This window comes from Pseudomonas sp. NPDC089428, assembly GCF_044749325.1.
Lineage (GTDB): Bacteria > Pseudomonadota > Gammaproteobacteria > Pseudomonadales > Pseudomonadaceae > Aquipseudomonas.
The window spans coordinates 265,491-286,133 of the sequence record NZ_JBIVHT010000005.1; the positions used below are offsets into that span (position 1 = coordinate 265,491).

At 63.3% G+C, this 20,643-nt stretch carries 14 protein-coding genes; 9 read left to right on the top strand and 5 right to left on the bottom strand.

Annotated elements, in window-relative coordinates; translation table 11 throughout:
* Positions 1 to 69: 69 nt before the first annotated feature.
* The 4 genes from ACIPZ5_RS12370 to putA all read right to left on the bottom strand — a co-directional run bounded on the left by ACIPZ5_RS12370 (position 70) and on the right by putA (position 8,866).
* Positions 70 to 1,389, bottom strand: coding sequence for a TldD/PmbA family protein (locus tag ACIPZ5_RS12370; RefSeq protein WP_400808874.1), 1,320 nt, complete (start codon positions 1,387 to 1,389; stop codon positions 70 to 72).
* The gene (locus tag ACIPZ5_RS12375; RefSeq protein ID WP_313710453.1) at positions 1,389 to 2,831 is read right to left on the bottom strand and encodes a TldD/PmbA family protein; all 1,443 of its coding nucleotides are present in this window, start codon (positions 2,829 to 2,831) and stop codon (positions 1,389 to 1,391) included. The genes ACIPZ5_RS12370 and ACIPZ5_RS12375 overlap by 1 nt, the downstream gene beginning before the upstream one ends.
* A 31-nt stretch (positions 2,832 to 2,862) precedes the next feature.
* On the bottom strand, positions 2,863 to 4,665 hold the full coding sequence (locus ACIPZ5_RS12380) for an acyl-CoA dehydrogenase (protein ID WP_400808877.1): 1,803 nt from the start codon (positions 4,663 to 4,665) through the stop codon (positions 2,863 to 2,865).
* A gap of 247 nt (positions 4,666 to 4,912) precedes the next feature.
* Positions 4,913 to 8,866, bottom strand: coding sequence for a trifunctional transcriptional regulator/proline dehydrogenase/L-glutamate gamma-semialdehyde dehydrogenase (putA, locus tag ACIPZ5_RS12385; RefSeq protein WP_400808880.1), 3,954 nt, complete (start codon positions 8,864 to 8,866; stop codon positions 4,913 to 4,915).
* A gap of 359 nt (positions 8,867 to 9,225) precedes the next feature.
* Between putA and putP the strand changes: the two genes are divergently transcribed.
* From putP to ACIPZ5_RS12430, 9 genes are all read left to right on the top strand, one after another.
* Positions 9,226 to 10,704 carry a sodium/proline symporter PutP gene (gene putP / locus ACIPZ5_RS12390; RefSeq protein WP_343598125.1) on the top strand — a complete coding sequence of 493 codons (1,479 nt, stop codon included), beginning with the start codon at positions 9,226 to 9,228 and terminating at the stop codon, positions 10,702 to 10,704.
* Positions 10,705 to 10,810: 106 nt separating this feature from the next.
* On the top strand, positions 10,811 to 11,647 hold the full coding sequence (locus ACIPZ5_RS12395) for a 23S rRNA (adenine(2030)-N(6))-methyltransferase RlmJ (RefSeq protein WP_343598127.1): 837 nt from the start codon (positions 10,811 to 10,813) through the stop codon (positions 11,645 to 11,647).
* Positions 11,648 to 11,882: 235 nt separating this feature from the next.
* On the top strand, positions 11,883 to 13,640 hold the full coding sequence (locus tag ACIPZ5_RS12400) for a carbamoyltransferase (RefSeq protein ID WP_400808884.1): 1,758 nt from the start codon (positions 11,883 to 11,885) through the stop codon (positions 13,638 to 13,640).
* Positions 13,624 to 14,754, top strand: a complete 1,131-nt coding sequence (locus ACIPZ5_RS12405) for a glycosyltransferase (RefSeq protein WP_400808887.1) — start codon at positions 13,624 to 13,626, stop codon at positions 14,752 to 14,754. The genes ACIPZ5_RS12400 and ACIPZ5_RS12405 overlap by 17 nt, the downstream gene beginning before the upstream one ends.
* Complete coding sequence (locus ACIPZ5_RS12410) at positions 14,754 to 15,650, top strand: antimicrobial resistance protein Mig-14 (protein WP_400808889.1); 897 nt, start codon at positions 14,754 to 14,756, stop codon at positions 15,648 to 15,650. The genes ACIPZ5_RS12405 and ACIPZ5_RS12410 overlap by 1 nt, the downstream gene beginning before the upstream one ends.
* Complete coding sequence (locus ACIPZ5_RS12415; protein ID WP_343598135.1) at positions 15,647 to 17,050, top strand: PIG-L family deacetylase; 1,404 nt, start codon at positions 15,647 to 15,649, stop codon at positions 17,048 to 17,050. Before ACIPZ5_RS12410 ends, ACIPZ5_RS12415 begins: the two co-directional genes overlap by 4 nt.
* Positions 17,051 to 17,087: 37 nt before the next feature.
* Positions 17,088 to 18,044, top strand: a complete 957-nt coding sequence (locus tag ACIPZ5_RS12420) for a glycosyltransferase (RefSeq protein WP_343598137.1) — start codon at positions 17,088 to 17,090, stop codon at positions 18,042 to 18,044.
* Between the two features lie 67 nt (positions 18,045 to 18,111).
* Positions 18,112 to 18,885 (top strand): glycosyltransferase family 2 protein, encoded by a 774-nt coding sequence (locus ACIPZ5_RS12425; RefSeq protein ID WP_343598139.1) that lies wholly within the window; start codon positions 18,112 to 18,114, stop codon positions 18,883 to 18,885.
* Between the two features lie 45 nt (positions 18,886 to 18,930).
* On the top strand, positions 18,931 to 20,022 hold the full coding sequence (locus ACIPZ5_RS12430; protein WP_400808892.1) for a glycosyltransferase: 1,092 nt from the start codon (positions 18,931 to 18,933) through the stop codon (positions 20,020 to 20,022).
* 3 nt (positions 20,023 to 20,025) lie between these two features.
* On the opposite strand, the gene ACIPZ5_RS12435 is transcribed toward ACIPZ5_RS12430, so the two are convergent.
* Complete coding sequence (locus tag ACIPZ5_RS12435) at positions 20,026 to 20,631, bottom strand: toluene tolerance protein (RefSeq protein WP_343598141.1); 606 nt, start codon at positions 20,629 to 20,631, stop codon at positions 20,026 to 20,028.
* Positions 20,632 to 20,643: the final 12 nt, after the last annotated feature.

A 20,643-nucleotide genomic window follows, 5' to 3' on the forward strand; every position in this document is an offset into this window, starting at 1 on the left:
AGCCGCTCCCACAGGGATCGAATAACCCCGGTGGAGCGGCTTTAGCTGCGAAGAGGCAGGTAATGGCAATCACAATGTCAGGGTCAGACCTTTGACCAGCGCCCCCGGCAGATGACTCGACCCGGTACTGCGCTGTCCATAGGTACTGGTCGAGAGGATCATCTCGCGCTCCTGGGTCAGGTCCTCCAGCTGGCTGCCAAGCAAGCTGTACAGGCTGTCATCGAAGCGCATGGTCCTCACCGGCCCCTGAATCTGGCCGTTTTCCACCCAGAAGGTGGCGAAACGGGTCAGCCCTGTCATGCGTGCCGCTGGCAGGTCGGAGTAGTTCAGGTACCAGAGGTTGCTGATGTACAGCCCGGTACCGAGCCGCTCAAGGATCTGCTCGCCGGGCAAGTTACCCGGCGCCAGGCTCAACGCGCACGGCGACTCGTAGCTGTCGGCGCCATTGGCCAGCAACTCGAACTCCGCTGCGCTGCGGGCACTGACCAACCGCTGCAGCGCTTTGCCCTGCTGAATCAGCGGTACATCCAGGCGCGGTGAACCCTCATCGGAGAATGCCGGGCTCAGCGAGCCGCTGACCTGCTCGCTGAAACTCACCATCGGGTGCAGTTGCGCATCGCCGTTGTACAGGCGCTGCAGGGCACTGTTGCCGGTGGCCAGGGCCTGTGCGGAAAAACCACCCCAGCAGAGCATTCCGGCAATTTCGTCCATGGCCGCAGGTGCCAGGTAAGCGCGATAGCTGCCGGGCTTGAGGGTCACAGCCGGTCGGCCGAGAAAGCCCAGCTGTTCCCGTGCCTGGCGCAGGCGGGTAGTGAATTCGTCGGCGTTCCACAGTTGGCCGGCATAGTTGGCCTTCACCGCCTCGCCATTTTCGTGAAACAGGCTCCAGTCGAAGTTGAAGCTGTTGGCCTGGTGCCAGCCAATGGCCCCGAACGAGCTGGCGAAGCCTCGGCAGACCGGGCCGGCGGCATAGATGCCGACCAGGTCCAGGTCGCCGGCCTCGCGCTCGAGCAGGGCCAGCACTTCGCTCAGCGCGGGCAAGGGCTGCGTCTGCTGGCTGTGGCTGTGCCATGCGCTTTCATCCAGGCGCAGGTACGGGTCGATGGCCAGCAGTGGCAGGGTCTGGCGCAACTGCTCCAAGGCTGCGATCAGGCGTTGCTGGTCGAGTTGCGCGTCGCCACTCAGGGTCACCTGCTGTTCCGCCTGGCGGCCGTCACGGATCAACCGCAGTTGGGCGCTGGCCTGGCTCACTTCGCCAGCCTGGCGCACCTTGGCGTGGTTGAAACGAACGAATTGCGACTGTTCGGCGCTGTAGCCGAGGGTGAATTGCTCGTCGGCTTGCAACGCTCGGCGCACATCCGCGATCAGGGCTTCGAAAACGTGCTTCATCAGGCGTCTCCTCCGAATACATCGATCTGGCGGAATACGCAGGCAGGCGAGGCATGCCCGACCCGCACCACCTGGTTGGGTTCGCCCTTGCCGCAGTTGGGCGTGCCCAGGACCTGGAAGGTGCTGCGGTCGCCGACCGCCGCGAGGTTGCGCCAGAACTGCGCGGAGATGCCGCGATAGTTGGGGTTCTTGACGATGCCCTTGAGCTCGCCGTTCTCGATCAGCTGGCCCCATTCACAGCCGAACTGGAACTTGTTGCGCGCATCGTCGATGGACCATGAGCGGTTGGTGCGCATCAGGATGCCGTGCTCGATGCCCTGGATCAGCTGATCCAGCGTCTGGTCGCCCGGTTCGATATTGAGGTTGGCCATGCGGTCGATCGGCGCACGGTTCCAGCCGCAGGCGCGGCTGTTGGCAACGCCATCCAGGCCCGAACGGAATTGCGACAGGGCCCCACCCAGAGGGCGCACCAGCAGGCCTTCACGGATCAGGAACTGCTTGCTGGCGGCCGTACCGTCGTCATCGAAGCTGTAACTGGCCAGCTCTTCGCCGATGGTCGGGTCGAAGGTCACGTTGAGCAGGCTGGAGCCGTATTGCAGGTGGCCGAAGTCGCTGGCCTTGACGAAGCTGGTGCCTGCGTAGTTGCGCTCGTCACCGAGGATGCGGTCCATCTCCAGCGGGTGGCCAATGGACTCGTGGATCTGCAGCATCATCTGGTCGGGCATCAGCAGCAGGTCGCGCGCGCCGCTCGGGGTGTTGGGTGCCAACAGCAGCTGCAAGGCGTCATCGGCGACCCGGCGGGCAGCGCCGACCAGGCCACAGCGCTCGACGATTTCGAAACCGCCTTGCTGGCCAAAGTTGTCGCGGCCCAGGCTGCGGCTCTGGCTGTCCTGGCCGTCGCTGGCGGTAACGCTCAGGCCCGGGAACAGGAAGCGCTGGGCATGGCGCAGTTCGGCGCCGGCCGAGTTCAGGTAGGTCTGCTCGACCAGGCTCAGGCCCAGGCTGGCCTGCCAGTCCACCAGGCGGCTGTCCTTGGGCACGCTGGCCGATTCGTCGGCAAGCAGGCCAAGGCAGTCGGCCAGGCTCGGTACCGGCTGGTCGAAGTTGGGCGAGAGGTGGTCATGACGAGCGCTGGTCACAGGCTGCGCGCGCAAGTCGAGCAGGCTGTGCCGGGCGATCTGTCGAGCCAGTGCCTCGGCCTGTTCCAGTGCCCGTTGCAGGCCGGCCTGTGACAGGTCGGCGGTGGCCGCATAGGCCTCCACGCCATTGACCCGTACCGTCAGCATGGCGCCCTCGTCGTGGCTGAAGACCGGCGGCTCGGCCACATTGCGGCGAACCGAAAGCGCCTGGTGCGACTGTTTCACATGGCGCAGGGAAAACAATTCGGCCGTACTGCGCAGCGCGGCAAAGCGCTGGCGCAGCAGGGCGCTGGAATCGAACATCTGGAAGCCTCCGTTTTCACGGTGGCTCCCCCTAGAACCACCCGTCTTGCATGGCCAGGCACGTGTCGTCGCGTGCCTCGAGCAATGCCAGCTCATTATGGCAGGCAGGGATTTCCCAGGTCAGGAAATAACGAGCGGCCTGCAGCTTGCCGAGATAGAAGTCGCGGTCAGCGGGGATGCCCTTGAGCAGGCCAAGTTCGGCGTGGATCGCCTGTTCCAGCCAGCGCCAGCCAATCACGCAGTGGCCGAAGACCTTGAGGTACAGGGCCGAGTTGGCCAGGGCGCCCGCGACTTTGCCCTCGGCCAGGTCGCCGAGCAGCGCCAGGGTCACTGATTGCAGGCGGTTGACCAACTGCTCCAGCGGCTGGCGAAGGGTGTCCAGGGCCGGGTGGTGGCTGGCGCGTTCGGCGCTGCCGGCAATCAGGCGGATCAGTTGCTTGAGCCCGGCACCGTTGTTCTGCGCCAGCTTGCGGCCCAGCAGGTCGAGCGACTGGATACCCTCGGTGCCTTCATGGATCGGGTTCAGGCGGTTGTCGCGGTAGTACTGCTCAACCGGGTACTCACGGGTGTAGCCGTGGCCACCGAGAATCTGGATTGCCAGTTCGTTGGCCTTGAGGCAGAAGGTCGAGGGCCAGGACTTGACGATCGGGGTCAGCAGGTCGAGCAGTTCCTGGGCCTGTTTGCGGGCGCTTTCGTCGCTGGCGGTATGGGTGTCGTCGAATATCCGCGCGGCATACAAGCCCAGGTCGAAGGCGCCTTCCACGTAAGCCTTCTGCGCCAGCAGCATGCGCTTTACGTCGGTGTGTTCGATGATTGGCACCGCGGGGCTTTGCGGGTCCTTGTTGTCCGGCAGCCGACCCTGGGGCCGCTGCCGAGCGTACTCCAGGGAGTAGAGGTAACCGGCGTAACCGAGCATCACCGCGCCCATGCCGACGCCGATACGCGCTTCGTTCATCATCTGGAACATGCACGCCAGGCCCTGGTGCGGCTGGCCTACCAGGTAGCCGACGCACTGGCCGTTGTCGCCAAAGTTGAGCGCCGTGGAGGTGGTGCCGCGCCAGCCCATCTTGTGGAACAGCCCGGCCAGCAGCACGTCGTTGCGCGGGCCGCGCTCGCCGTCTTGGTTGACCAGATACTTCGGCACGATGAACAGCGAAATGCCCTTAACCCCAGGTGGTGCATCCGGCAACTTGGCCAGCACCATGTGCACGATGTTCTCCGACAGTTCGTGGTCGCCGCCAGAGATGAAGATCTTGTTGCCCTTGAGTCGGTAAGTGCCGTCGCTTGCGGGCTCCGCGCGGGTGCGGATGTCAGCCAGCGACGAGCCCGCATGGGGTTCGGTCAGCGCCATGGTGCCGAAGTAGCGACCTTCGATCATCGGCTGCAGGTACAGGCGTTTCTGTTCGTCGGTGCCGAAGCTTTCGATCAGGTTGGCCGCACCCATGGTCAGGAACGGGTAGGCCGTGGTGCCAGCGTTGGCTGCCTGGAAGTGAGCGAAACAGGCCTGCGAGACCAGGCTGGGCAGTTGCATGCCGCCGGCTTCGAAGTCGCGGTTGGCGTTGAGGAAGCCGGCCTCGAGGAAGGCGTCGACGGCGGGCTTCACTTCAGGGATCAATTCGGCGCGGCCGTTCACGTAGCGCGGCTCGTTTTCGTCGGCCTTGCGATTGTGCGGGGCGAAGAATTTTTCGGCGATGGTGCGCGCGGTGGACAGTGCTGCGTCAAAGGTCTCGCGGCTGTGCTCGACGAAGCGGGGGCGTTGGGTCAGGGCTTCGGCGTCGAGGACTTCGTAGAGCTCGAATGCAAGGTTGCGGGGGCTGAGCAGGGTCTCGGGCATGGGGGCGGTCCTCAGGCGGGATGCAGCGAGTCTAGGGGGTGCGTGGAGGCAGGGGGAGGTTAATAGGTTTGGGTGATATGGCTATAAAAAGGGTGGGGCATGCAGGTGCATGCCTTGATGCTTTCAGCGCCTGTGAAATCGAGCGCCGCCCGCGCGGCGCTCGATCTGGCAGGCGCCAAATATCTCAAGGCGTGCGCCATGAAAAAGGAGAGCCGAAGCTCTCCTTGTTCCTCAACAACCCCTGGCCTCAGCCAATGGTCATCAGGCTGGCGTTACCACCTGCAGCAGCAGTGTTCACACTCACTGCCCGCTCGATCACCAGGCGCTCCAGCGCAATCTGGTGGTCGCCGCTGGACAGCCCGTGCACACCGACGATCGCCCCGGCACGTTTGGCCACCTGCTGGCACACGCCGCGCAGCTGGTCGGAGTCGCCATGGTGGATCACGGCGTCGAACGCCACTTCGTCCTTGTTCCAGTCCGCAACCAGCTTGACCTTGGCCTGCAGCTCCTTCGGCAGGCGACCGCGCAGGGCCTTGCCGGGTTCTGCGTCTGCCCACACCGCCGAGCTACCCACAGCCAGCACCGCGGCGAACTGCGCCAGCAAGTCGGCTTCGTTGTCTGCCAGGCACAGCACATGCTCGCGCGGCAGGATGGTGTAGGTGTTGCGCTCGCCGGTCGGGCCGGGCAGCAGGCGGGCGATGCCGCTCTGCGACTGGCTGGCGAACTGGTTGCACAGCGCGGCCAGTTCGGTCTGCTGATTGCTCTCGGCCCAGGCCTTGAGGGTGTGCAGCGGCTTGATCAGCTGGTCGTGCAGGGCTCGGTCCGGCTGGCCCGTACCATCCTGCAGCTGGAAGTGGCGGCCGATGGCGTCGGCCGGGCGGGTCGACAGCAGGCGGTACAGGTACAGCGGGCCACCGGCTTTCGGGCCGGTGCCGGACAGGCCTTCACCGCCGAACGGCTGCACGCCCACCACGGCGCCAACGATGTTGCGGTTGACGTACATGTTGCCGGCGTTGGCGGTTTCCACCACCTTGGCGATGGTTTCGTCGATGCGGGTGTGCACGCCGAGGGTCAGGCCGTAGCCGGAAGCGTTGATCTGCTCGATGAGCTGGTCGAGGTTGCGGCGGTTGTAACGCACCACGTGCAGCACCGGGCCGAAGATCTCACGTTTCAGTTCGTCGAAGCTGTCCAGCTCGATCAGGGTTGGCATGACGAAGGTGCCACGCTTGATCTCGGCAGCATCGGCGATTGCCACTTGATAGACCGTGCGGCCTTTCTCGCGCATACCCTGAATATGCTTCTCGATACCGGCCTTGGCTTCGGCGTCGATCACCGGGCCGATGTCCACGGCCAGGCGGTCCGGGCAGCCCAGGCGGCTTTCGGCCATGGCGCCCTTGAGCATTTCGATCACGCGGTCGGCGGAGTCTTCCTGCAGGCACAGCACGCGCAGGGCCGAGCAACGCTGGCCGGCGCTGTCGAAGGCGGAGGACACCACATCGATGACCACCTGCTCGGTCAGTGCCGAGGAGTCGACGATCATCGCATTCTGGCCGCCGGTCTCTGCGATCAGCGGGATTGGCCGGCCCTGGTTGTCCAGGCGCCCAGCGACGTTGCGCTGCAGCAGGCGGGCAACTTCGGTGGAACCGGTGAACATCACACCTTTGACGCGCTCGTCACCGACCAGGCCGGCACCGACGGTTTCGCCGCGACCTGGAAGCAGTTGCAGCACGCCTTCCGGGATACCGGCTTCCAGCAGCAGGCGCACGGCCTGGGCAGCGATCAGCGGGGTCTGTTCGGCCGGTTTGGCCAGCACCGGGTTGCCGGCAGCCAGGGCTGCGGCCACCTGGCCGGTGAAGATTGCCAGCGGGAAGTTCCACGGGCTGATGCACACCACCGGACCCAGCGGGCGGTGGGCGTCGTTGCTGAAGTCGTTGCGTGCCTGCACCGCGTAGTAGCGCAGGAAGTCCACGGCTTCGCGCACTTCGGCGATGGCATTGGCGAAAGTCTTGCCGGCTTCGCGGATGAGCAGGCCCATCAGCGGCTGGATTTCGGCTTCCATCAGGTCGGCGGTGCGCTCGAGGATCGCGGCCCGCTCGGCTGGCGGGGTGGCCTGCCAGATTGGTGCAGCGTTCAGCGCGCACTGGATGGCATTGTCGACGTCGGCGACGGTCGCTTCCTGCACGTGGCCGACCACGTCACGGTGGTCCGCCGGGTTCAGTACCGGCACGGGTGCAGCTTCGCTGGCTGCGCAGGCCAGCAGCGGGGTGGCCTTCCAGTCGTTGTTGGCAGTGGCCAGCATGGCGCAGGACAGCGACGCCAGGCGGTGTTCGTTGGCCATGTCGATACCGGCCGAGTTGGCGCGGTCGCTGCCATACAGCTCACGCGGCAGCGGGATACGCGGGTGCGGCAGGCCGATGTTGCCTTCCTGGGTGCCCATGCGCTCGATGCTGGCGACCGGGTCGGCGACCAGTTCCTGGATCGAGATCGAGTGGTCGGCGATGCGGTTGACGAACGAGGTGTTGGCGCCGTTTTCCAGCAGGCGGCGGACCAGGTAGGCCAGCAGGGTTTCGTGGGTGCCGACCGGGGCGTATACACGGCACGGACGGTTCAGCTTGCCGTCGGCGACCTTGCCTACAACCTGTTCGTACAGCGGTTCACCCATGCCGTGCAGGCACTGGAACTCGTACTGGCCCGGGTAATAGTTCTGGCCGGCGATGTGATAGATGGCCGACAGGGTGTGAGCGTTGTGGGTAGCGAACTGCGGGTAGATGGCTTCCGGCACGGCCAGCAGCTTGCGGGCACAGGCCACGTAGGATACGTCGGTATACACCTTGCGGGTGTAGACCGGGTAGCCTTCCAGGCCCTCGACCTGGGCGCGCTTGATCTCGCTGTCCCAGTAGGCGCCTTTTACCAGGCGGATCATCAGGCGGTGGCGGCTGCGCTTGGCCAGGTCGATGACGTAGTCAATCACGTACGGGCAACGCTTCTGGTAGGCCTGGATAACGAAACCGATACCGTTCCAGCCCGCCAGGGCCGGCTCGAAGCACAGGCGCTCGAGCAGGTCGAGGGACAGCTCCAGGCGGTCGGCCTCTTCGGCGTCGATGTTCAGGCCGATGTCATATTGCTTGGCCAGCAGGGTCAGCGACAGCAGGCGCGGGTACAGCTCTTCCATCACGCGCTCGTACTGGGCGCGGCTGTAGCGCGGGTGCAGCGCCGACAGCTTGATCGAGATGCCCGGGCCTTCATAGATGCCGCGGCCATGGGAGGCTTTGCCGATCGAGTGGATGGCCTGCTCGTAGGACGCCAGGTACTTCTGTGCGTCATGTTCGGTCAGTGCGGCTTCGCCAAGCATGTCGTAGGAATAGCGGAAGCCCTTGGCTTCGAAGCGGCTGGCATTGGCCAGGGCTTCGGCAATGGTTTCGCCGGTCACGAACTGCTCGCCCATCAGGCGCATGGCCATGTCGACGCCCTTGCGGATCATCGGTTCGCCACTCTTGCCGATGATGCGGGTCAGCGAGGAGGTGAGGCCAGCTTCATTATGGGTGGAGACCAGCTTGCCGGTCAGCAGCAGGCCCCAAGTGGCAGCGTTCACGAACAGCGACGGGCTGTTGCCCAGGTGCGGCTGCCAGTTGCCGTTGCTGATCTTGTCGCGGATCAGGGCGTCGCGGGTGCCTTTGTCGGGGATGCGCAGCAGGGCTTCGGCCAGGCACATAAGGGCCACGCCTTCCTGGGACGACAGGGAGAACTCCTGCAGCAGGCCCTGAACGATGCCGGCACGGCCGCCAGCACTCTTCTGGTTGCGCAGCTTCTCGGCGATGCCGGCCGCCAGCTTGTTGGTGGCTTCGGCCAGTGGAGCGCTCAGGCGCGCCTGCTCCAGCAGCATCGGCACCACTTCCTGCTCGGGGCGGCGGTAGGCGGCGGTGATCGCGGAACGCAATACCGACTGCGGCAGGATGCTCTCGGCGAACTCGAGGAAGCACTGGTGGGCGTGGTCTGGCTGGACCTCGCCAGCGTCATCGACCAGGTTGTTGGCGTGACCGTTGAGTTCGGTCAGGGTGGCGCCACCCTCGAGCTTCTCTAGGTAATTGAAGATCGCTTGCTTGATCAACCAGTGCGGCGTGCGGTCGATGGACTGCGCAGCTGCCTTGAGTCGCTCACGGGTCGGGTCGTCAAGTTTGACCCCAAGGGTGGTCGTCGCCAATTTCTTATCCTCATTATTGCCACGGCTGTGGCTTAAGCTGCGCCAAGATTAGCTGCAGGCGAATTCGGGTGCAACCAGGTGCAACCCGAATTTCTTGAAGAAAAGGTGCAACTCGTCTGGCGACATTTCCTACAGCTAAAAAAGGAACGGCCTACAGTGCTTTTTCTTATGAAAAACGCGCTTTTTGCTCCCGAATGAAGCAAAAAAGCAGAATTTTCTGAAATGGCACGAGTGGGTGCAACTTGCAAATGAAAAATGGTTGCACCGACTTTGCGTTGTTGCATAGGATGCGCCGCCTGGGTGCAACCGTCTTCGATGACGGTTGCGCATGAGATAAAAACAAACGCCAGGGCACACGCATGGGCAATCCACTAACGATCACCTTCGTGATCTACATCGCGGCAATGGTGCTGATCGGTTTCGCGGCCTATCGCTCCACCAACAACCTTTCCGACTACATTCTCGGCGGTCGCAGCCTGGGGAGTGTGGTTACCGCGCTCTCCGCCGGTGCCTCCGACATGAGTGGCTGGCTGCTGATGGGCCTGCCGGGCGCCATCTACTTCTCCGGCCTTTCCGAAGCCTGGATCGCCATCGGCCTGACCGTCGGTGCCTACCTGAACTGGCTGTTCGTTGCCGGCCGTCTGCGCGTGCAGACCGAGCACAACGGTGACGCGCTAACGTTGCCGGACTACTTCTCCAGCCGCTTTGAAGATAGCAGCGGCGTGCTGCGGATCATCTCGGCGATCGTCATCCTGGTGTTCTTCACCATCTATTGCGCCTCTGGCATCGTCGCCGGTGCCCGCCTGTTCGAAAGCACCTTCGGCATGCCGTACGAGACCGCCCTGTGGGCCGGTGCCGCGGCGACCATCGCCTACACCTTCGTGGGCGGCTTCCTGGCAGTGAGCTGGACCGATACGGTGCAGGCCTCGCTGATGATCTTCGCGCTGATCCTCACTCCGGTGATCGTGCTGATCTCCACCGGTGGTTTCGATACCACCTTCCTGGCCATCGAAGCGCAGAACCCGGCCAACTTCGACATGCTCAAGGGTGCAACCTTCATCGGCATCATCTCGCTGATGGGCTGGGGCCTGGGCTATTTCGGCCAGCCGCACATCCTGGCGCGCTTCATGGCCGCCGACTCGGTGAAGTCGATCGCCAACGCCCGTCGCATCTCCATGACCTGGATGATCCTGTGCCTGGCTGGTACCTGTGCCGTGGGCTTCTTCGGTATCGCCTACTTCTCGGCGCATCCTGACCTGGCGGGCCCGGTCACCGAGAACCATGAGCGCGTGTTCATCGAGCTGGCCAAGATCCTGTTCAACCCGTGGATCGCCGGTGTGCTGCTGTCGGCCATCCTGGCGGCGGTGATGAGCACCCTGAGCTGCCAGCTGCTGGTCTGCTCCAGTGCCCTGACCGAAGACTTCTACAAGTCCTTCCTGCGCAAGAACGCTTCGCAGGGTGAGCTGGTGTGGGTCGGCCGCCTGATGGTGCTGGCCGTGGCCCTGATCGCCATTGCCATGGCGGCCAACCCGGAAAACCGCGTGCTGGGCCTGGTGGCCTACGCCTGGGCCGGTTTCGGTGCCGCCTTCGGTCCCGTGGTGCTGATCTCGGTACTGTGGAAGGGCATGACCCGTAACGGCGCGCTGGCCGGCATCGTGGTGGGGGCGCTGACCGTGATCCTGTGGAAAAACTTCGATACGCTCGGTCTGTACGAAATCATCCCCGGCTTCCTGTTCGCCAGCATTGCCATCATTCTGGTGAGCAAGCTGGGTCGCCCTTCGCAGGCGATGGTGCAGCGCTTCGAAACCGCTGATGCGGCGTATCACGCTGACAAGTAATCCTTGTTGAATCAGCGGCGCCTGCCTCGCGGGCGCCGCCGATCAGCAGCCAGGCCTGACTCTGCCTGCAAGGCAAGGTAAACTTGCCACCCCCGCAGGAGTTGCCATGAACTATCGTCACGCCTTCCACGCCGGCAACCACGCCGACGTCCTCAAGCATATCGTGCTGACCCGCCTCATCGCCCTGATGTCGCGCAAGGAGCAGCCGTTCGCCTACATCGACACCCATGCCGGCCTCGGCCTTTATGACCTGCAAGGTGATCAGGCGACCCGCACCGGCGAGTACCTGGAGGGCGTCGCCCGCCTGTGGAACCGCGAAGACCTGCCGGCCATGGCTGCGGACTACCTGCGCATCATCAAGCGCCTGAATGCCGATGGTGAGCTGCGCTACTACCCAGGTTCGCCCGAGCTGGCTCGTCGCCTGATGCGACAGCAGGACCGTGCGCTGCTCAATGAAAAGCACCCGGAAGACGGGCCGCTGCTCAAAGAGAACATGAAGAAGGACCCGCGCGTGGTCGTGCACCTGGGCGAGGGCTGGCACGTGCCACGGGCCTTGCTGCCCGTGCAGGAAAAGCGCGCGATCATGCTGATCGATCCGCCGTTCGAGCAGGCGGACGAGCTCAAGCGCTGCACTACCGCGATGAAGGAGGCGATCGGCCGTATGCGCCAGACCGTTGCGGCCATCTGGTATCCGATCAAGGACCAGCGTTCGCTGACCCGCTTTTACCAGGACCTGACCAGCACCGGCGCACCGAAACTGCTGCGTGTCGAGCTGTATGTACACCATCAGGACAGCCCGCAAGGCCTCAATGGCTCTGGTCTGGCCATCGCCAACCCGCCGTGGGGGCTGGAAGAAGAGCTGCGTGAACTGTTGCCGTGGCTGGCCAAGGAGCTGGCGCAGACGGCTGGCAGCTTCCGCATGGACTGGCTGATCGCAGAATAAGCTGCACCGCGATTTCTGTAGGAGTGGCCTTGCGTCGCGAAAGGGGCGTGAAGCGTCCCCGGCAATTTCTGCTGCGAAGCTGAAATCCTGGGGCCGCTGCGCAGTCCTTTCGCGACACGAGGCCGCTCCTACAACGACGCGCAGCGCCTGATGTTTGCGTTATAATCTCGCCCTTTAGCCGCCACCCGCCCATGAGGCCGCTGGCGCATCTCTACCGAATGAAGAGGCTAATCCCTTGGCATTGACGATTCTTGGCCTGTCCGGCGCCCTTAGCCATGACCCTTCCGCGGCCCTGTACATCGACGGCAAACTGGTTGCCGCCGCCGAAGAAGAGCGCTTCGTGCGTGACAAGCATGCGAAGAACCGCATGCCCTACGAGTCGGCGAAATTCTGCCTGGAACAAGCTGGCATCAAGCCGTCCGACGTTGACGTGGTAGCCATCCCGTTCGCCCCGATCAGCCTGTTCGGCAAGGCCCGCTGGCACTATGCCAAGCGCTACTGGTACGCCCCGGACCGCGCCCTCGACGCGATCCTGATGGGCAACCGTCGCTACAAGCGCTACCGCAAGAAGATCGTCTGGTGCCTGGAGCAGCTGGGCTTCGACCCTAAGAAGATCAAGATCGAGCCGGTAGAGCACCACCTGGCCCACGCGTCCAGCGCGTACCACTGCTCGGGCTTCAAGGAAAAGACCGCGATCCTCGGCATCGACGGCAAGGGTGAGTACGCCACCACCTTCTTCGGCTACGGCGAAAACGGCAAGATCCACAAGATCAAGGAATTCTTCGATCCGGACTCGCTGGGTGGCCTCTACGGCGCGATCACCGAATTCCTCGGCTTCGAGATGCTCGACGGCGAGTTCAAGGTCATGGGCATGGCACCGTATGGCGATGCCAGCAAGTACGACTTCTCCCGCCTGGCCAGCTTCGAGAACGGCGAACTGGTGATCAACACCGAGTACGCCAACGTCATCGGCCTGCGCCGCTATAAAGAGAAGGGCAAAGGCTTCTACTTCTCGCCGAAGCTGATCGAATGGCTGGGTCCCAAGCGCGAAGGCGACATCGCCGACGAGCCGTATATCCACTACGCCGCCAGCATGCAGGCGCTGTTCGAGAAGATCGCCCTGCAGATGATCGACCACTACCTGGGCGACACCCTGCGTGAAACCGGCAAGCTGGCCTTCGCCGGCGGCTGCGCACTGAACGTCAAGCTCAACCAGAAGATCATCGCCCGCCCTGACGTCAAGGAACTGTTCGTCCAGCCGGCTTCCGGTGACGCCGGTACCGCCGTCGGTGCTGCGGCCTACGTATCCCACGCCCGCGGCGTGCCGGTCGAGAAGATGGAGCACGTCTACCTCGGCCCTTCGTACACCAACGAGGACGTTATCGCCGCCTGCGCCCGTCACCCGAACGCGCCGAAGTGGCGCAAGCTCGACGACATGCCGCAGCGTATCGCCAAGATCATGGTCGAAGGCAACCCGGTGGCCTGGTTCCAGGGCCGCATGGAGTTCGGCCCGCGTGCGCTCGGTGGCCGTTCGATCATTGGCTGCCCGAGCGTGCCGGGCGTGGCCAACCGCATCAACGAGCAGATCAAGTTCCGCGAACGCTGGAGACCTTTCTGCCCGTCGATGCTCGACACCGTCGCCCCGCAGATGATCAAGGTCGATCACCCTGCACCGTTCATGACCTTCACCTTCGAAGTGGCTGAAGAGTGGAAGACCCGTGTGCCGGAAGTGGTCCACGAGGACGGTACCTCGCGTGCCCAGGTGCTCAAGCGCGAATACAACCCGCGCTACTACGACATGATGAAGGCGCTGGAAGACCTGACCGGCAACGGCGTGTCGCTGAACACCTCGCTGAACCGCCGTGGCGAGCCGATGATCTGCTCGCCGACCGATGCGCTGAACATGTTCTTCGGTTCGGACCTGCAGTACCTGATCATGGAAGACATCCTGGTCGTGAAGGACGGCGCCGCCGCCTATGACCAGCCGCTCTGAAGCGCGGATCCTGCAGTTCTGCCATGGCTATGACGGGCCGTTCCTCGATTGTGCCCGTCAGTACGCCAGCCTGTTCCAGGGCAGCGGCTACAAGGTCACCACCGTGTTCCTCACCGGCGCTGCCGACCCGCACGTTGCGGCTGGCTGTGCGTCGGACGAGGTGCTGTTTCTGGAATTCAGCTCCAAGGCCGTGCGTGGTCTGAAACTCGGTGCGATTCGTGCCCTGCGGCGCATCGCAGCCGAGCGCAATTTCAGCTTCTGCATCGCTCACCGTTTCAAGCCGATCTATGTCGCGCTGCTGGGCACCGGCTTGCCGGTGATCGGCGTGCACCATGCGTTTGGCGACTATGAGCGCAAGGGCCGGCGTCTGTTTGCCAACCTGTTCAGCAAGCGCCTGAGCCTGCTGGGCGTGTCGGACGCTGTGCGTGACGACATGCGCCGTTGCCTGCCGCAGTGGCCAGCCGAGCGTATCCAGACGCTGTACAACCGTATCGACATCGACGCCCTGCAAGCTGCCCTGGTGCCCCGTGCAGAGGCCCGTGAGGCGTTAGGCCTGGATGCCCAGGCGTGGGTGGTTGGCAATGTCGGCCGCCTGCACCCTGACAAGGACCAGGCGACCTTGCTGCGTGGCTTTGCCGAGGCGCTACCGGGCCTGCCAGCCGGCGCGCGCCTGGCAATCCTTGGCAAGGGTCGCCTGGAGGCCAAGCTCAAGGCCCAGGCTGCCGAGTTGGGCATTGCCGGGCAGGTGGATTTCCTCGGCCAGGTGGCGGATGCCCGTCGCTATTTCCAGGCCTTCGATGTATTTGCCCTGAGCTCCGATCATGAGCCGTTCGGCATGGTCCTGCTCGAAGCCATGGTCGCCGGCGTACCGGTGCTGGCCACGGCTTGTGGCGGTGCTCGTGAAGTGGTCGAAGGCGTTGGCGTGCTGTTCCCGCTGGCCGATGCCGCGCAACTGGCGCAAGCCCTGCGGCACATGGCTGCGCTGGATGCACAGCAGCGAGATGCCTGTGCTGCGCACATGCTGCGGCGCCTGCATGAGCGTTTCTCCGACCAGGCGGTGCGCGAAGCGTTCTGGCAGTTGCCACAGGTTCGTGCGCTGGTGGGGAAGGCTTGATGCTCAATCACATTCAGGCCATCCGCGAGCGCGGCTGGCAAGTCATCGACGCGGCAGGCTACGCCGAGGCGTGGGCGCGTTTTGGTGGCAGCGTCGCGACGCACCCTTTGGTGGTCGAGCAGTTGGCGGATCTGGCGCAGATTCCCGTGCGTTACCTGGGTTGGTATCAGGCGGGTGAGCTCAAAGCCGCCATCCCGACCTGGGGGCGCCATCTGGCGCTGTCCAAGGAGGTGCTCAAGCGTGCGGGCAAGAAAGCCTTGTTCGACCTTGGTAATGCCGAGATCATCCTGCCGGCGGCGGCTGATGCCAGCGCCCCGTTGCGCCATGTCGCACGCTACCTGTCCGAGCTGAACCAGGGCCGTTTCAGTGGCCTCAAGGTGCAGAAGGAGCAGTTGGCCATGGCCCGCGCCCACGAAGACCTGTCGAAGAAGTTCCGCTACAACCAGCGCCGCGAATTGCGCCTGCTGGAAGAAGCGGGTGGCGTGGTGCGCCCGATAAGCGACTTCAGTGCGCAGCAGATTGCAACCATGTACTGCGACCTGTTCCAGCGCCGCTGGGGCTTCCCTGCCACCGGTGCCGAGCGCATGGCCGATGTGCTGGAGCGCCTGCGTGAGCTACTGATCGGCTCGGTGCTGATGCTCGAGGACAAGCCGATCGCCATTCAGCTGGTGTATCGCGTCGAAGCCCCAGAGTGGATCAGCGTCGAATACATCAACGGCGGCGTCGATCCGGAAACCAAGGCCTTCAGCCCCGGTAGCGTACTGAGCTTCCTCAATACCCAGGCGGCCTGGGAAGATGCTCGTGCGCGCAACAAGCCACTTCGCTTCTCGTTCGGTCGTGCCGACCGTGAGTACAAGGACCGTTGGTGCAACCCTGTGCCGGTATTCCAGTCGTGAGCCGCAAACAGCAGCTGCTCAAGCGCCATCGGCGCAACAAGCGCCTGGGCTTGCTGGCCAGCCTGGTCGTGCTGGTGGCGCTGGGGGTCTTTACCTGGTGGTGGCTGCCGCTTTTGCTGCTGCCGCTGCTCTGGGCCGCTCACGAGGCCTGGTTCGCCGATCACCTGTTCTATGCACCTGGCGAGGATTACGCCTATCGCTTCGGCGAACTGAGCCACGAAACACCGGTGCTTCTGCGCGACGGGCTGCTCAAGGTGAACGCGGCGCTGCAGGGCGATGAAACCCTGGTACTTGAAGTGCGGGTGAAAAGTCGCTGGCTGGGGCGCTTCCTTGATCCGCAGGTCGAGTTGCATGGCGCCGAACTCGGTGACCGGCAAACCTTCGAACGTGGCGTCGATGGGCTGCGTTTCCTCAACCTTACCGGGCTGGCGTCAGCCCTGCAGGCGGGCACGCTGCGCCTGCGCGGGCGTCATTGCCGGTTACAGGGCGAGCCACGTCTGTGGATAACACCCAGTGTCGAGTTGCAGCGTCGCCGCGTGATGGTGATCGCGCCGCATGCTGATGACGCCGAGCTGGCTGCCTATGGTTTGTACAGCCAGGCGGACGAGGCTTGGGTGGTGACCCTGACCGCAGGTGAGATCGAGGCCGAGCACTATCAGCAGATGGGCCTGGGCAAGTCAGAGGCTGCCCGCCTGAAGGGCCGCCTGCGCGCCTGGGACAGCATCGCGGTGCCACGTTGGGGCGGCGTGCCAGAATCGCATTGCGTGCAGTTGGGGTACTTCTGCCTGCAGCTGCCTGCCATGCAGGCGGCCCCCGATCAGCCTGCCGTGTCCCGCGAAGCAGACATGGCCGATATCCGCCCGTTCCGTCAGTTCAATCCGTTTCCGCTGCCGGCCGACCGCGATGGTGCGCCAACCTGGCACAACCTGCTGGCCGACCTGCGCGCCCTGTTGGACATGGCCCGGCCTGAAGTGCTGGTGATGCCGCATCCGCAGCTCGACCCACATCCTGATCATGTCTGTGCCCAGGCTGCCGTCCTGGAGGCCCTGCAGGGCATGGCCTGGCAGCCACAGACGCTGCTGTGTTACGCCAACCACCTGCATGACAACGACCGCTGGCCAATGGGTGACAGCGGCGATGGTGTGGCCCTGCCGCCGCAATTGAGCGCCGAGCACGCCTGGGCGCCGTGCACGTTGCTGCTGGATGTCGCCACCCAGCGCGACAAGGCCATGGCCTTGGGCATGATGCACGACCTGCAGCCCCCGGCACCGTTCAAGCGCCGTCTGCGCCGGTTGCTGCAGCGCTGGCTGGCCGGGCGCCGAGCATCTCCTTACGGGGAGAACGAATTCTTCCGCAAGGCCGTGCGCCGGCATGAATTGTTCTGGTGGCGAGAGCTGTAAACCTGACCGCGAAGGCGCAGAGCGCCCAAGGAAAGCAATGAAAGTTCTATTTCTGGTACAGAAGGAACAGCGCGCGATTCTCGATCGCCTGTACGACGGCGTCGCGGCCAACTGTGAATGTGACCTGCGCTGGCTGAGCAGCGAAGACCAGCGCAACCTGCGCCGTTATTTCAAACGTGAAGTGCAGGTCGAGCGCTATGACCGCATTGTCTTCTTCCTGCGCTTCAAGCAAGAGATCCGTCAGGTAGCGTTTATCCGCACGGTGCCTAACCTGGTCATTCTTGAGCATGACGCCTACCAGAACTACATTCCCTGCAAGTACACCGGCAAGTTCAGCGCACATTACCGCAAGTTGCCTTGGGCGCGGGTGATCAGCTCGGGCTATATGGTTAGCGAACGCCTGCGCCAGGAGGGTTTCGACGCAGTGTTCGTGCCCAAGGGCTACGATGAGCAACTGCTGGCCGACCAAGGCCGCGAGCGCGATATCGAACTGGCCTTCGTCGGCAGCACCAACAGCGTTGCCTACAGCGGGCGCAAGGCACTGCTGGATGAACTGGGGCAGGTCGAGAATCTGGTGGTGACCCGCACCAAGTCGGGTGAGGACTACTGCAACACGCTGAATCGTATTCGTTTCTTCGTCAGTGCCGATGTCGGCATGGGCGAGTATATGATCAAGAACTTCGAAGCCATGGCCTGTGGTTGCGTGCTGCTGGCGTTCGACCAGGGCGAGGAGGAAAATCGCGCCCTCGGTCTGCAGGACATGCACAACGTGGTGTTTTACGACACCATCCCGGTCTTGCAGGCGAAGTTGCGTACCTTGCGCGCCGACCCAGCACTGGCCGGGCGAATTGCCGAGAATGGTCGTCAGCTGGCCGTTTCCCGCTTCAGCTTCGGCGAAGTTGGCCGTAGCATCGTCGAACACATGCGTCCAGCACTGAGGCCCCATCCGCCATTGTCTGCATGGCAGCGGCTGCGGCTGAAGCTGGGCTTTTAATTATAAGAACTTATGCAGCCAGGGATGGGTGGCGAAAAGTTGATCGTGGCAGCGCGGAGGGAGTCCGGTGCGTTTTTCTCAAGAAAGTGAAGTCACGCTGGTTGTGACCAGTTGCGGTCGATTCGATCTGCTCAAGCAAACCCTTGAGAGTTTCGATCGTTACAATACCGCGCCCATACGCGAAGTTTTCATCACTGAAGACTCTGGTGATGATGCCGTGCATGGTGCCGTTCCGGAGCACTGGAAGCCCTATTGCACGGTGTTCGTCAACCGGCCCAAGCTTGGCCAGCTGGCCTCGATCGACCTGGCCTACAGTCACGTCAAGACGGCCTACATCTTCCATTGCGAAGATGACTGGCAGTTCTACCGTGAGGCGTTCGTCGAGGATTCCCAAGCGGTGCTCGATGTCAGTCCTGGGGTGCTGCAGGTCTGGTTGCGTAGCCATGCCCATGACCTGGCGATCCACAGTCCATACATTTCTCTGGGTGCGCGCCAGGTGATCGCTGGGGTGCCGTTGTATCCACTGCTGTCCGAAAAAGCGGAGTGGCAAGCGTTCTCGCTCAATCCGGGCTTGCGTCGATTGAGTGATTATCAGCGGTGTGCGCCATTTGCCGCCTATTCTGGTGAGAAAGCGCTTTCTCGGCGCTATGCCGAGCTTAATCTGACTGCGGTCAAGCTGGAGGGGGATGCAGTATTGCATACGGGCTTCGGCAGCCACGTGACTTTGCCCGAGGAGGTTCGTCGCAAGGCCAAGCGGCGCAAGCGTGAGCGGGCGAAACTTGGAGTGGTGCTGGTAATAGGCGTCGTTATCGGTATGGGAATTACGTTTCTTGTCAGTTGACTCTTCTGTCCCACCTGGCTGGCACCGGATAGGGGCGCTATCAGCATGAACATTGTCAACGTGATGTGGGCGGGCGGAAAGCCGTTCATGTCCATCCACAGGGTTCACCAGCAAGTGCTATCGCATGCGGGGAGCGATGCCCGAATCAGTCACTGGCTGCTGCTGGGTAGTGGTCTGTGCCATGGGCAAGGGCTAACCCGCGAATGGCACATGCCGCATCGAATGCTCAAGGGGCACGGCTTGTGGCGGCTGATGCGTCCGTGGGTGCGTTTGCGCTTGCGCAAGGCGCTCATGGAAGCAGGCGCCGAGGTCGTGTTGCTTGATGGCATTGGGGTCGCGCGCCTGGTGCTACCGCTGCTGAAGAAAATGCCCCAGCTGCGCGCCAAGGTGCTGTTCCATGGCAGGACCCGCCTGACACAACGCGATCTACGCCTGCTGTGCAGTCTGCCTGAAGATCGGTTAAGCCTTGCAGCTGTTTCACAGACGCTCGCTCACTCGTTGGCGCATGAACTGGGTCGCCCCGTGCAGGCACTGCGCGTGGCGTTCGATCCGCAGGCCTTCATCGAGCCGTTGCTCAGTCGCGAACAGGCTCGCCAGGCGCTGGCGATGTCGCAAACCGATGGGCCTGTGCTTGGTGCTGTGGGGCGATTGGTCGAAAGCAAGGGCTTCGAGGTGTTGATAGAGGCCTTTGCCCAGGTCGCACCCCAACAGCCTCGAATGCAATTGGCGATTATCGGTGAAGGTCCGCTGCGGGCGGCACTGCAGGCGCGCATCGATGAGCTTGGCCTGGCCGGTCGGGTGCACCTGTGCGGCCACCGCGATGACGTGCAGCAGTTGTACCGGGCATTTGACTGGATGATGGTGCCGTCGCGTGCCGAAGGCCTCGGGTTGGTGGTGCAAGAGGCGGTGATTGCCGATGTGCCGGTCGTGTGCAGCGACTTGCCGGTGTTCCGTGAACAGCTGCAGGACTCAGGCCACTATTTACCTGTCGGTGATGTGGGGGCTTGGGTGAAGTTGATAGAGCACTGCGATGCTGCTTGCGGCCTGGTCCTGGCTGCCCGGCAGCATCAGGCGATGGCACCTGAAGCGGCCTGGCAGGCTTTCTGCGAAGGCTGTGAAGGCCTGCTGCGCAGCTGAGTATCAGCGTGCCAGCAAGGCGGCTTCAAATTCATCCAGTGGGAAGCGGTCGCCCAGTTTCTCCCGCTCGATGTAACGCACCATATGCTGCACATTGCGGCGGACCATGCGTGCCGACAGCGGAGGGCGCAGGAAGCGCATATCCGCCACGTCGATCAGGCCCAGGCGCTGATCAGGCGTCATCACCACATTGCCAAGGTGCAGCGAGCGGAAGTAGATGCCATTGCGATGCAGCTGATGGATCAGCTTGATCAGCTGCGGCAGCGCGGAATCCCAGCTGAAGCCCTTCTCACGCGACAACTGCAGCAGGGTGCGCCCCGGCAGGGGGCGATACAGCACCGCCGTGCGTCCCGGCAGATCCAGTTTGTGCTGGCTGATCACTTCGAGGGTAGGGATGCCCAGCTGCGCCAGGCGCTCGGCATTATCGACGAAACGCTGGGAGTATGGTCGTAGCAGTGCAGATGAAATCAGACGTTTTCGGCGAAAAACCTTGAGGAAATTTCCATCCTTGAGCAGGTAGACTTTGGCCCCATGGCTGTCAGCTTCCAGTACCTGGGCGCCAAGTGTCAGCTGATCGAAGTCGACCTGGGAGAGGTGGGAGCATTGCATGGATAGGACCTT

Coding starts and splice junctions, on each gene's coding strand:
- ACIPZ5_RS12370 (WP_400808874.1), bottom strand. CDS start 1,389: ATGAAGCACGTTTTCGAAGCCCTGATCGCGGATGTGCGCCGAGCGTTG.
- ACIPZ5_RS12375 (WP_313710453.1), bottom strand. CDS start 2,831: ATGTTCGATTCCAGCGCCCTGCTGCGCCAGCGCTTTGCCGCGCTGCGC.
- ACIPZ5_RS12380 (WP_400808877.1), bottom strand. CDS start 4,665: ATGCCCGAGACCCTGCTCAGCCCCCGCAACCTTGCATTCGAGCTCTAC.
- putP (WP_343598125.1), top strand. CDS start 9,226: ATGGGCAATCCACTAACGATCACCTTCGTGATCTACATCGCGGCAATG.
- ACIPZ5_RS12395 (WP_343598127.1), top strand. CDS start 10,811: ATGAACTATCGTCACGCCTTCCACGCCGGCAACCACGCCGACGTCCTC.
- ACIPZ5_RS12405 (WP_400808887.1), top strand. CDS start 13,624: ATGACCAGCCGCTCTGAAGCGCGGATCCTGCAGTTCTGCCATGGCTAT.
- ACIPZ5_RS12410 (WP_400808889.1), top strand. CDS start 14,754: ATGCTCAATCACATTCAGGCCATCCGCGAGCGCGGCTGGCAAGTCATC.
- ACIPZ5_RS12420 (WP_343598137.1), top strand. CDS start 17,088: ATGAAAGTTCTATTTCTGGTACAGAAGGAACAGCGCGCGATTCTCGAT.
- ACIPZ5_RS12430 (WP_400808892.1), top strand. CDS start 18,931: ATGAACATTGTCAACGTGATGTGGGCGGGCGGAAAGCCGTTCATGTCC.
- ACIPZ5_RS12435 (WP_343598141.1), bottom strand. CDS start 20,631: ATGCAATGCTCCCACCTCTCCCAGGTCGACTTCGATCAGCTGACACTT.